The sequence below is a fragment of the Bacteroides sp. AF29-11 genome, assembly GCF_003602895.1.
In the GTDB taxonomy this organism is placed as follows: Bacteria; Bacteroidota; Bacteroidia; order Bacteroidales; family Bacteroidaceae; genus Bacteroides; species Bacteroides uniformis.
This window is the reverse complement of record NZ_QTLY01000002.1, coordinates 151,031-164,250: the sequence shown is the minus strand read 5'-3', so window position 1 is coordinate 164,250 and position 13,220 is coordinate 151,031. Positions and strand designations below refer to the sequence as shown.

Annotated in this window: 7 protein-coding genes; 2 read left to right on the top strand and 5 right to left on the bottom strand. The window is 47.4% G+C overall.

Annotation, left to right across the window (positions count from 1 at the left end):
• The first annotated feature begins 94 nt into the window (after nt 1-94).
• Both DWZ03_RS03390 and DWZ03_RS03385 read left to right on the top strand, forming a co-directional pair.
• A complete protein-coding gene (locus DWZ03_RS03390) occupies nt 95-1,546 on the top strand; it encodes a potassium/proton antiporter (RefSeq protein ID WP_005827676.1) in 1,452 nt (483 codons plus the stop codon).
• Between the two features lie 115 nt (nt 1,547-1,661).
• The gene (locus tag DWZ03_RS03385) at nt 1,662-3,329 is read left to right on the top strand and encodes a long-chain fatty acid--CoA ligase (RefSeq protein WP_057281038.1); all 1,668 of its coding nucleotides are present in this window, start codon (nt 1,662-1,664) and stop codon (nt 3,327-3,329) included.
• A gap of 343 nt (nt 3,330-3,672) precedes the next feature.
• Here DWZ03_RS03385 and DWZ03_RS03380 read toward each other — a convergent pair whose 3' ends face one another.
• The 5 genes from DWZ03_RS03380 to DWZ03_RS03360 are packed head-to-tail and all read right to left on the bottom strand — an operon-like array spanning nt 3,673 to nt 13,206.
• Nucleotides 3,673-5,826 carry a glycoside hydrolase family 97 protein gene (locus DWZ03_RS03380; protein WP_005837230.1) on the bottom strand — a complete coding sequence of 718 codons (2,154 nt, stop codon included), beginning with the start codon at nt 5,824-5,826 and terminating at the stop codon, nt 3,673-3,675.
• Between the two features lie 21 nt (nt 5,827-5,847).
• A complete protein-coding gene (locus DWZ03_RS03375; RefSeq protein ID WP_120128837.1) occupies nt 5,848-8,346 on the bottom strand; it encodes a glycoside hydrolase family 31 protein in 2,499 nt (832 codons plus the stop codon).
• Nucleotides 8,347-8,380: 34 nt separating this feature from the next.
• Entirely contained in the window at nt 8,381-10,186 is a 1,806-nt protein-coding gene (locus DWZ03_RS03370) for a glycoside hydrolase family 66 protein (protein ID WP_120128834.1), read from the bottom strand.
• Nucleotides 10,187-10,199: 13 nt separating this feature from the next.
• Nucleotides 10,200-11,696 carry a SusF/SusE family outer membrane protein gene (locus DWZ03_RS03365; RefSeq protein ID WP_016273861.1) on the bottom strand — a complete coding sequence of 499 codons (1,497 nt, stop codon included), beginning with the start codon at nt 11,694-11,696 and terminating at the stop codon, nt 10,200-10,202.
• Between the two features lie 19 nt (nt 11,697-11,715).
• Nucleotides 11,716-13,206: a RagB/SusD family nutrient uptake outer membrane protein gene (locus DWZ03_RS03360; RefSeq protein WP_009038353.1), complete on the bottom strand. Its 1,491-nt coding sequence runs from the start codon at nt 13,204-13,206 to the stop codon at nt 11,716-11,718.
• Between the last annotated feature and the right edge of the window lie 14 nt (nt 13,207-13,220).

Sequence of the window (13,220 nt, the reverse complement as noted above, 5' to 3'; positions counted from 1 at the left end):
ACTATTTTAGATTTGTATTTGTTAAACACAATGCATATCTTTGTACTATTAGACATAAGAAACATCACATTTCAAACTATATAGCATAGAATTTATGATATTTACAGCAGGAAACATACTACTTATAGGTTCCATATTACTTTTCGTCAGCATCATTGTCGGCAAGACCGGCTACCGTTTCGGAGTGCCTGCATTATTGCTTTTTCTTGTCGTCGGCATGCTGTTCGGCAGTGACGGATTGGGATTGCAGTTCCACAACGCCAAGGAAGCACAGTTCATCGGCATGGTTGCACTCAGCATCATTCTGTTCTCCGGTGGCATGGACACCAAGTTTACGGAGATAAAGCCCATATTGACTCCCGGCATTGTTTTGTCAACTGCAGGAGTGCTGCTCACGGCCCTTTTTACCGGATTATTTATCTGGTGGCTGTCCGGCATGAGCTGGACCAACATCCACCTGCCATTGATAACCTCCCTTTTGCTTGCATCCACCATGTCATCTACCGACTCAGCCTCTGTATTCGCCATTCTGCGTTCACAAAAAATGAACCTGAAGCATAATCTGCGCCCCATGCTGGAACTGGAAAGCGGTAGTAACGACCCGATGGCATATATGCTGACAATCGTGCTGATTCAATTCATCCAGTCCTCCGGAATGGGAGTTCCCCAGATATTGGGCTCTTTTGCCATACAGTTCATTGTCGGTGCCGCAACCGGTTATTTCCTCGGAAAGCTGGCCATCCTTATGCTGAACCGGCTGAATATAGACAACCAGGCACTCTATCCTATCCTGTTGCTGTCCTTTGTATTCTTCACCTTCTCCATCACCGACCTGCTGAAAGGCAACGGTTACCTGGCCGTGTATATCGCCGGAATGATGGTAGGCAATAACAAAATCATGCACCGGAAAGAGATTTATACTTTTATGGATGGACTGACCTGGCTTTTCCAAATCATCATGTTCCTCTGCCTCGGTCTGCTTGTCAACCCCCATGAGATGCTGGAAGTTGCAGTCGTGGCATTGCTCATCGGCGTCTTCATGATTGTCGTGGGACGTCCTCTCAGTGTTTTTCTCTGCCTGCTGCCTTTTGGCAAGAGAATCACCCTCAAGTCACGGCTATTCGTATCGTGGGTAGGATTACGTGGCGCAGTACCCATTATCTTTGCCACCTATCCCGTGGTGGCTAATGTGCCCGGTGCCCATGTCATCTTCAACATCGTATTTTTCATAACCATCGTCTCACTGGTCATCCAGGGTACCACAGTCTCCTGGGTAGCCCGGTTGCTGGGCCTCTCCACCCCGCTGGAAAAGACCGGAAATGATTTCGGAGTTGAACTGCCCGAAGAGATTGACTCCAACCTGCACGACATGACCATTACACAAGAAATGCTGGAGCAGGCAGACACCCTGAAAGACATGAACCTGCCCAAAGGCACACTGGTGATGATTGTAAAACGTGGCGATGAGTACCTCATTCCGAACGGAACATTAAAACTTCATGCCGGTGACAAGCTGCTTCTTATTTCGGAAAATAGCAAGGAATAAGAATTACAGATAAGTTTCTATCCGTTTCAGGGCAAGAAAAAAGCGGAAACTATTTGCTTTGCATCACTATAAGACCTATCTTTGCGCAGTTTTAACTAAAGTGTGCAACAGCTGAATGGAACAAGAACAAGGGTTCATCGATTATATAGAACAAAGCATTATTAAAAACTGGGATCGCAACGCCCTGACAGACTACAAAGGAATTACACTGCAATACAAAGATGTAGCACGGAAAATAGCCAAATTCCATATCGTATTGGAAAGCGCCGGCATCAGGCCCGGTGACAAGATTGCCGTTTGCGGACGTAACAGTGCACATTGGGCAGTCGCTTTTCTGGCTACAGTTACCTATGGAGCTGTCATTGTTCCCATTCTGCATGAGTTCAAGGCCGACAATATCCACAACATCGTCAATCATTCCGAAGCCAAGCTGCTGTTTGTCGGCGACCGGGCATGGGAAAACCTCAATGAAGAGGCAATGCCCCTGCTGATGGGTATCGTACTGCTGACGGACTTCACTCCGGTAGTTTGCCGCAACGAGCAGCTGATGGAGGCTTTCGAACATCGCAACGTCCTCTATGGCACACGTTTCCCCAAGAATTTCCGTCCCGAGCATATCAGCTACCGCAAGGAGGAATCACCCGAAGAACTGGCTGTCATCAACTATACTTCGGGCACCACGGGATATTCCAAAGGGGTCATGCTCCCCTATCGCAGCCTTTGGTCCAATGTTGCATATTGCCATGAGATGCTTCCCGTACGTCCGGGCGACCATATTGTATCCATGCTGCCTCTGGGACATGTATTTGGTATGGTGTACGATTTTCTATACGGTTTTTCCGCAGGCGCCCATCTGTATTTCCTTACCCGTATGCCGTCTCCCAAGATTATTGCACAGTCATTCTCCGAAATCAGGCCACGGATCATTTCGTGTGTACCGCTTATCGTAGAGAAGATTATCAAGAAGGACATCCTGCCCCGGATAGACAATAAAATAGGCAAGCTGCTGTTGCGGATGCCCATTGTCAACGATAAAATCAAGGCCGACATGCGCAAAAAGGCAATGGAAGTATTCGGCAGTAATTTCGATGAAATAATCATCGGAGGAGCACCGTTCAATGCCGAAGTGGAACGCTTCCTGAAGCAGATAGGCTTCCCCTATACCATTGCATACGGAATGACGGAATGCGGCCCCATCATTTGTTCCAGCCGCTGGGAAACATTGAAACTGGCCTCTTGTGGCAAGGCAACCAGCCGCATGGAAGTAAAGATAGACTCTCCCGACCCTCAGAACGTGGCAGGAGAAATAATCTGTAAAGGTGCCAATCTGATGCTGGGCTATTACAAAAATGCCGAAGCGACTTCCCAAATCATCGATGTAAACGGCTGGCTGCACACCGGCGACCTTGCAACGATGGATACCGAAGGATATGTCACTGTCCGCGGACGCAGCAAAAACATGTTGCTCACAGCCAGTGGTCAGAACATCTACCCCGAGGAGATTGAAAGCAAACTGAACAACATGCCCTATGTGTCCGAATCACTGATCGTATTGCAGAAAGACAAGCTCGTGGCTCTTATCTATCCGGATTTTGACGATGCATTCGCCCATGGTATGGAACAATCGGACATCGAAAAGGTTATGGAGGACAATCGGAATGAATTGAATCTGCAATTACCGGCCTACTGCCAGATAACAAAAGTCAAGATACACTTCGAGGAGTTCGAGAAAACGGCAAAGAAGAGCATTAAAAGATTTATGTATCAGGAAGTAAAAGGGTAAGGGGAATGTGTCAAAACCTTCTTTAACGCTTTATTTTAGGCGCGGATGACGCAGATTTCACGGATTTAGTTTATTGAATCCGCATTATTCCGCGTAATCCGCGCCTAATATTATAACATTATAAAAGTCTTCATGTGCTTTTGACACATTCGCATCCTTTTTGTTAACAAAAATAGAAGCAAAGGAATAAACGGCTAATAAGTGTTATAAAACATACTTTTTTAGTTGGATAATTTGCAGATTTATCAAAAGTACGTATCTTTGCAATGTGTTTTTCATAGTATTAGATTTAAGGTTAACAAAGGTTGGAGTACAGCGGTACTCCTTTTTTTATGCCCGTAAATCAGATATTCCCGGAAAGCCTCTTCAGTCCCTTCAATACAGATTTATCTTTCACCTCCATGATGCTGATGGCATAGCCACCACCGGAAGCAGCTTTCAGTTTCAAGACCGTTTTGGGAGAAACGATACCTTTACGGATAACATAAGCTTGCGGATTTGTTTTATAATCGGCATCTTTTGCATCGGCATAGACGGTTGCAATATACTGCTTGTCTGCATCCAGGAAGTCCAGTTTCAGAGTTGAAGCATGTCCGTGCTCACTGCTGGTACAACCGATAAACCAGTCATTCGTACCTTTTGCCTTACGGGCAACAGTGATGTAACGTCCCGGCTCAGCTTCCAGATAGCGGCTGTCGTCCCAATCCACAGCCACATCTTTGATGAACTGGAAAGCATCCATGAAACGCTCATAATTCTCAGGAAGGTCGGCAGCCATTTGTAGAGGGCTGTACATAGTGACATAAAGTGCCAGCTGACGCGTCAAGGTAGTATTGGCATGCGTATGGCTGTTCGGATTCAACTTATTGATGTCCATTTCAAAGATACCGGGCGTATAGTCCATCGGACCACCCTGCAAACGGGTAAACGGAAGTACCGTTGTGTGGAAGGGCTTGTTACCAGCAAAAGCCTCGTACTCCGTGCCTCGGGCAGATTCATTGCCTATCAGATTGGGATAGGTACGGCATAAACCAGTCGGACGTACCGCTTCATGGGCATTGACCATTATCTTGTGTTTGGCAGCTTCGGTCACGGCGTATAGGTAATGGTTGTTCATCCATTGTCCATAGTGATGCTCGCCACGGGGAATCATATTGCCTACGTAGCCACTCTTTACCGAATTATATCCATATTTATTCATCAGACGGTAGGCAGCTTCCATGTGCCGCTCATAGTTACGGACGGAAGCCGATGTTTCATGGTGCATCATCAGACGGACGCCCTTGGAATGGGCATATTCATTCAGATACTTGATGTCAAAATCGGGATAAGGAGTCACGAAATCGAAAACATAATCCTTGGAATTACCGAACCAGTCTTCCCAACCCGTATTCCAACCCTCCACCAATACCTGGTCAAAACCGTGTTCGGCAGCAAAGTCTATGTACTTCTTCACATTAGCCGTGTTGGCCGGATGAATGCCGTTCGGTTTCACCTTGGAATAGTCCGTATCATCCAGTTTCACAGAAGGGAGGTCAAAAGTATATGCCCAGGGCTTTCCCCCTGCAATCATTTCCCACCATACGCCGACATATTTCACCGGCTTAATCCAGGAGGTATCGTCATACTTGCAAGGCTCATTCAGATTGAGAATCAAATTGGAGGCCAGTATCTCGCGGGCATCATCACTGACTATGACCGTACGCCAGGGAGTATGGCAGGGAGACTGCATATACCCTTTATTTCCTTGGGCATCCGGAGTCAGCCAGGATTCAAAAACGAGGTTCTTGTCATCCAGGTTGAGATGCATGCAAGAGTAGTCTACCAAGGCTGCCTCGTGCAGGTTAAGGTACACTCCATCAGCTGTTTTAAGCTGTATGGAAGTCTGGACACCCGTCGGCGAAAAGACAGTTTGTGATGCATTGTCACTCACAGCTCCCTGCAGCAGTCCACGGATTTCAGAGAGTTTGGACTCCGTGTAATCATATTCCTGGGTATCATAATCTCCCGGAATCCACCAGGCAGTATGGTCGCCGGTCATGGCAAACCGGGAATGCTCTTCCTTTATCACAAAATAAACCAGATTCTTCTGTTGCGGAAACTCATAACGGAATCCCACGCCGTCATCATATACCCGAAAACGGATATTCATAAAACGAGTGGTAGACGGTTGTTCAAGTTCTACCAGCAATTCGTTGTAGTGGTTGCGGATATCTTTTGTTTCCCCCCACACCGGTTGCCAGGTTTCATCGAAAGTGGAAGTAGAAGTCCTTACTACTTTGAAACCATCCATCAGGCTGGTAGCTCCTTTCAGTTCCAATCCCAACGTACTGGGATTGATGACAGGAGCCCCTTTATAATCCACCTGATAGGCTGGTCTCCCGTCTTTTGTCAGTTCAAAATCCAGCTTCACCATGCCCGAAGGGGATGAAATGCCTTCAGCATTCCCCGCCAGGGCAGAAAAAAGCAAAGCCGCGCTAAGTACAAATTTCTTCATAATAATGATATGTTTTTTGTGTTAATAGATAAACTCAATGATATGTTCCTTTCCATCATCCGGCAACCTCAGCAGGCAGGTCCCCTGCTTCTTGTCGGGACACCAGGCAGTTATCGTAAACTCTGTCTCCCGATTTTCTTCCAGCTTTCCGACATTCGTTTTCTTGATTTTCTGACCGTCCAGCAAAGCTGTTTTCGGCATCTGTTCCGTATAGATGCAGAACATCAGATTTCGTTGGCCGGGTAAGCTATATTTCTCACCGGTCCGTGTACCTACTTTCAGCGTATAGCCTGTGTCGGTAGTCTGGCAAGTAATAGGAGTGCGCATGAACTCTCCACGCAAATATCCTAAATCAGTTCCTGCATCTTCATAAAGCGAGAAGGTAGTTTCACTGCCCGCTGCAGCAGGAAATATCTCAAACGTAACCGGATAGACCGGTTTCTCATCCGTATAGTTCATGACCGGCATTTGAGGCATGATACTTCCCTGCTTTACAAACATAGGAATAGTATTGAGGGGAGCATCCACCGTCATCCATTGCTCACCGCTATATGCTGTGTGTTTGTTGTTGTAGTCAATCCAAGTTCCTTCAGGAAGATACACATTCTTGTTTCGCGCTCCTTTCTTTACCACCGGAGCAACCAGCAGTTCGCTGCCAAACATGAACTGGGCATCCGTTGAGAACGTTTCCATATCTGCCGGATATTCCAGAAACATCGGTCGCATGAGAGGCAACCCCGTTTCGTGTGCTTCGCGGGCATACGTATAGATATAAGGCAAAAGACGATACTTCAATTCGATGGCTGCCTTGGCATTCTTCTCGGCCTCTTCGCCGAACAGCCACGGCTCCACAGCCACGTTGCCCTCATGATGAATGCGGCTCAGGGGATTGAAAGCGCCCATCTGTATCCACCGCGTATAAAGTTCAGCCATCGCAGGATAATCCTCTATATCTCCGCAATAACCGGTAATGTCACAAGTAGTAAAAGGAATAATTCCCAAACCGGCAGACAACAGTACCGGAATCTGATTGGCCATCTGTCCCCAGCCCTGCGTCACGTCATCACCGTTTCCACAGTCACCGGTCCAGCCGAAAGTATAGCGTTGCAAGCCCGCAAAAGCGGCACGTGTCATCTGAAATACGCGACGGTTAGGATTCCGTTTTTCAAACTGCTCCTTCACCACCTTATCCCACGTAAGACCATAAACATTGTGAATCTCATCATGCATGCCCAAATGGTGTTTCATCACCAGGCGTTCCGTCTGCTCCTCATTGCTCCAGGCAGGTTCACCCATATCAGTCCAGAAACCGGCAATGCCATCATCAATGGGCTTCTGCTGATAAGCTCCCCACCAGTCTGCCACAGCAGGAAGGGTGAAGTCCACTACTCCACAATTACCACCCCAGGGCCAGGGCATGTCATAACTCCTGCCGTTGGTGGAGTCCTTTACCAGATACCCTAACCTATCGGCTTCCTCCCATTGCCGCTTATTGGCTTGTGAAATGACCGGATCTTGCGAAACCACCACCTTGAAGCCCATATCCTTGAGGTCTGCAAGCATCTTTTTCGGATTCTCGTAGTTCCCTTTCCGCCACTCAAAATCCTGCAAATACTGTGTCCAGCCTATGTCCTGGTAAATAACATCACAAGGAATTCCACGCTTACGATAGCCTTCAGCTATTTCATAAGACAATTTCTCGCTCGTCAGCAGTCCCCGGCATTGTGCAAAGCCCAATGCCCATTTAGGAGGCATTATGGGTTTTCCCGTTAGGTCGACATATTGTTTCATGATTTCCTTATAATCCTTCCCGAAGATGAAATAATAAATCATCTCTCCCCCAGGAGCCTCGAAACTGTAGTAATCGCGGCTTTCCGTACCAAACTTAAATTCGGTTTTATACGTATTGTCCAGGAAAATACCATAACGATAACTGCTCATAAAGAACGGAATACTCTTGTAGAGCGGGTCCTCAACGGCACTATAACAAGGCTTGTCACTGTTCCACATCTTGTAGGCTTCGCCGCGACGGTCCAGCTTGCCGGTCTTTTCTCCCAAGCCGAAGAAGTGTTCGTCACGACGGAGGGTCTTGTATTCCAATTTGCGCTGCCCGTTACTGATATGCCCCTTATCGGCATAATCACTGAACAGCAGTTTCTGATACTTGTCGAATATCTGTAAGTTAAACGGAGACTTGTTTACCCGGATACGGAGTTTAGGGGTAAAAATCTCGTAGCAGGCATTCTGTTCGTCCACATGGACGGTACCGACATCCTCCAGGTCCTCATTGACGACGGCAAAGGAAGGATTATTCCGCTGGAAACTACCGTCGGGAGAAAACCATATACGTACCGTAGACTGGCTACACAGACGTAATTGTATGGCAGAACTGTCATTTAAATAGAAGGTCACACTCCGGTCGTCACTGGTATAGGAAGTGCAGTCTCCGGTGCGGTTCTGTGCATTCGCATATACTGAAAATGCACAGACGGCAAAAAATAAAAATATATATTTCTTCATTACTATAATCTGTTTGTTCCTTTATTGGATACTCTTATTCCATCACAAGCATGCTCCAGTACTTCAGCAAGGGCAAGATAAAGGTAACCGTGCCGTCCTTCTGTTCGAATGACAGTTCCTGCGAAGCACCGGCATGGAAATCGGGCGATGCAACCCATATCTTGTTCACTTTACCGGAAACATTCATCTTCAACGGCACGTCGGACACCAGACGCGGTTCGGGCATTGTTCCGTTCAAATCCCTCCAGCTTAAGTTATCCGCATTGAGGAAGTTGAGCAGATGAATGACTTGCCTGCCATTTACATTCTTGGCATATACAGTGATGGCAGACTTCTGCGGCGGCCATGCATTCAGAGAAAGATTCCGCGCAGCATCCGTACAGTTCAGAGAAACGGAAATCTCCGCCTCCGTATCTTTATCACGAAGCAGGTTCTGATAAGCCGTCATAAAGTCATAATAACGAATCATGGCTGTTTTCAGTACATCGTTCATCTGCAAAGCCGTGCTTGGAAAGTACTCGCGGCATAGCATGTGGTCACCCAATTCCAAATGAGAGCCTCCCAAAGCAAATATCACAGCATCCGTCAGCAGCACACCCGGTGTATTGAACTCACCGGTACTGCTACCTGCCTTGTCATAGTTCATATATGCGGCAAACACCGTTTTCAAGGCATGGTTGCCATACTGGTCGTTCGCTTTGATAATGGTGTGCAGATCCTTGAAGCCTGCCTCATCGCCCCATACTTCATTATAAAGGAAATCCACTTTACCCGTACCAGCTATCTGGGAAGCTCCATAGCTGGAGACGGCATTCATCACCAAACGCTTGTCCGGATGCTTCTGTTTCATGGCTTCGATGAACGAGGCATATCCCTTAGGCAGATTTACCTTATTGCCATCATAGTCATAGCGGTCACCCCGGTTTCCCAGTTGGTCTATCTGATAACCGTCAAAGTCCAGATTGGCATAAACATCATCGTTTTTCTGGGCAATATATGCCTGCCATTCCGTATTGGCGGGATTGAGCAGGAAGATATTACTTTTCCAACTGGAGGGCAAGTCATGCGAATCCTTATCCATGCGTCCCGTGTTCTTGAATATGTACCATTCTTCCTTTACCCCGTCGGAAACGGCATCGTCCAAAGCTCCGAAACATAGATTGTAAAACATGGACTTCATGCCCAGGCTGTGTTGTGTAGAGATATACTTCTCCACTACCTCGGTATAGACCTCCCGGTTGGCAATGTCCTTATAGACCTCGTCCAGATGCTCACGCGTACCGCCCAACGGCCAATGATGCTTGTTGTGCCAATCCTGAAACTGTACTCCGTTAATGTGGCAACGGTTCAGGAAAGCCATCTCCTTCTCTATCACTCCATCCATCTTTTTCGAAGCATCAAAAGTGGCAACGAAACCATAACGTGGAAAACGTGTCCAGTCACTGGATACATCTACGGCAATAGTACCAAGAATAACCTCTGTTCCATTCTCTTTCGTACGGTACACATCCACCAGATAACCGGTATAATCGGTTGCCGGAGCAGTCCAAGTCCAAGTAGTACCGGCAGTAGCCTGCTCCGATACAACCTTGTCCATTGTCCGGTAGCGGATTTTAGCTCCGGCAGGAAGGGCGTCAGCTGTAAAAGAAACACTCTCGCCCGGCCGGTAACATGCCTTGTCGGTAGTGAGGTTGACCGTCAAGTCCGAGGTGACTGGGGTTACTTCCGTAACCCCTCCACTCTCTCCGCCTCCACCGGTACCGCTGCCGGTATCATCACTCTCCTTGCTGCATGCAACCAGCAGCAAGGCTACCAGTGTTGTATAAACTATCTTCTTCATCTATTGTAGATACCTATTGTTTCACGATTGAAATTGTCTCTTCCAGCTGATTCAAAGTAATCAGATAGGAACCTGCTGTCGTAATCTTCCACTTCTGGTCGATGCCGCCTACCATCACGTCCAGATATTGCGCTTTGAACGCTTCGTCTGATTTATCAAGGAAAAGCATCGGTTCTGTTTCTCCTGCAGGCTGTTTGTCTGCTACAGCCGGCATGAACCAGGCTCCATTCCAATCTTCCTGCTTATCACAAGTAAATTTCAACTCACCGGCATTCAGCGTACCTTTCCAAGTAAACACATACGGATTATCCGTTGTCTGCATCGGCGTAGCATCACCAATCGTCCAACCGGCCGGAGTAGCATCACCTACCATATAAATCATCTCATACGGAGTAAATTCGCTCATCATCATGCGTTCCTTACCACTACGGATATCCATGCAAATCTTGTAGGCCTTGCCGCATTCCCCGTCTTTCAGCACCCATTTATTGTCCGGGTCGAACCCTTTCACAAACACCACTTCTGTATCGGTATAAGCAGCATCGGCATTCTTGGCCTTATACATGTTCTCCCAACTTCCATCGGAGGTTCCGAACTTGAATTCCCCTCCTTTGCCCACTTCAAAGAACTTGCCGAAGCGGAACAAGTATGGGTCGAGCACATCTTGTTTCATCTTCACGAATCCCCAATCCGTAGCGTTACCCACAAAATAAAGCTGGTCGTAGGCAGGTGCCAACGTCTCTGTCTGGGTCAATGTAAGAACACCGGTAAACAGATTGGCCTCGACGATGTAATTATGGTCTTCTTCGACAACAAAAGGTTCATCCGGCTGGTCATCACTGCTACGAAGAACCAGCAATCCATCTGTTCCTTTGTTGTAAGAGGGCAGGAATGAGCCTAAGGTCGTGATGAACTTAAATTCACCGGCCACAAGCCGGCCCGTCCATGTAAAGATACCATTGTCCTTGCGGGTCATCTCTGTCGCATCATCGGCACTCCAGCCGCCCGGAGTGGCACTACCTATCAGATAAAGGGTGGATGTGAGCGGTTTATAGGCTGTAACACTGAAAGCAGTGGTAGACACCTGTTTTTCGTCCCGTTCCGTTACAGTAGCTGTCAAGCGCGCTTCCAACGAAATGTTCTCCCCGGCAGTTGCCCCAAAATGGTTGCGCAGGATGTCATTCAATTCCTCCACGCTCTTTTTCCATGAGTATTCTTGTACGGCATTCTCCACAGCTACATAAGAATCTGCAAAATCACTGCCGGTCTTGGCCAATTCCAGCGTATAAGAAATTTTATTACCCGTCCCATAATTGGTTCCCGTAGTCCAGGAAAGCTCCAGGGCATCATCGGCATGTGCCTGCTCATTCAAAACAACTTCCGTCTTGCTGGCCGTCAGTACAAGTTCATTCTGTCCTTTATCCAATTCCATGTAATCATCATCTACACAAGCAGATAAGGCTGCACAGCCCAGTAAGGCAAATACAAGGTGTGAAATATATTTCTTCATATTCTTCTGATTAAATTAATTAATAACCCGGGTTCTGCACCATTAAGGTATTAGCATCCATCTCCGTCTGCGGAATAGGGAACAGCAAGCGGTTCTTGTTCACGTTGCTCTTTCCAATGGAATGCAGGAATTTAATGGCATACTCTCCATTGTTGACACGAATCATGTCGAACCAGCGATGCCCTTCGAAAGCTAGTTCCATGCGGCGCTCATGGATAATCTTTTCACGCATGGTTTCCTGTGACAAGCCCGAAACCTCCGGCAGTCCGGCACGCTTACGTACAATATTCAAAGGCACGGCAGCCTGGTCAGGGCGTCCCATTTCATTCAAAGCTTCGGCCTTCTTCAGCAGGACGTCCGCATAACGATAAATCACGAAGTTGGCAGGATTGGTATTGTATTCCGGAGAAACCGTTTTCGACACCAGAAACTTGCGTACATTGTATCCCGTATTGGAATAAGAGCTTTTGTAAGCCTTACCGTCAAAATCCGGACATCCGGCATAAAGCACGGTCAAATCCTTACGTTTGTCACCGCTCTCATATTGACCCACAAATTCTTCTGTAGGCTGGTTCCAGCCATAACTGCCGGCAACAAAGTCCGAATTACGGGGACCCATGAAAGTAGAAAGCCAGGAAGACTGCGGATTGTTTCCCCAAAAATCATATTCCGTATTGCCCGAATACTGGACCTCGAACAAAGATTCCGGCCCGTTATTGACCAATGCATCGAAATTGTCCTCATACTTGCAGGAAGAAAGGTCATACCCCAAATTTGTTATCTCATCACACAAATCAGACACCTCCTGATAATATTCCGTATGATTAGGAGCCAGCGTCAGATAAATATCTGCCAACATGGCCAAAGCTGCATCTTTGCAGGCACGTCCCACGTTCTCGTCGTCGTAAGAAGACTTGGCAGGAAGCAGGTCAACCGCATTCTTACAATCGGAAATTATCTGGGCATAAGTCTCTTCGACTGTAGCGCGTGCAATGTCTGTCGGTTCTCCCGGATTATAAGGAGCCAAACGCAGTGGAACACCACCGTACAGACGTACCAATACATAGTAATAATGTGCACGGAGAAAATAAGCCTCTCCCAGACAGCGGTTCTTGATTTTCTCTGACACGGCTTCAGCCTCCAGAAGACTATTCAACACAATGTTGCATTGTCCTATCCCCACCCAGGGAGAACGCCACATGTACAATGCCATGCCATTGTCGCTCTGCGTTATGAAGTTAGAAGCTTGTATCGTTTCAAGGCCGTCGGTACCGCCACCGGCACCCACCAGACTGTTACCCGCCACAATATCCAGTGTCCAGATACGCTGGTTGTACATATTGGAAGACTGAAGGGTGCGATAGCAGGCATTGGTCAGAGCAATGGCCACATCATCGGTCACCGTCGTTTCCGGGTCAACCGTATTTTTAGGAGACTTGTCCAGAAAGTCGCTGCAGGAAGCCAGCAGCAATACTGCCAGCATATATAGTAAATTTGTTATCTTTTTCATATCCGAGTCAATCA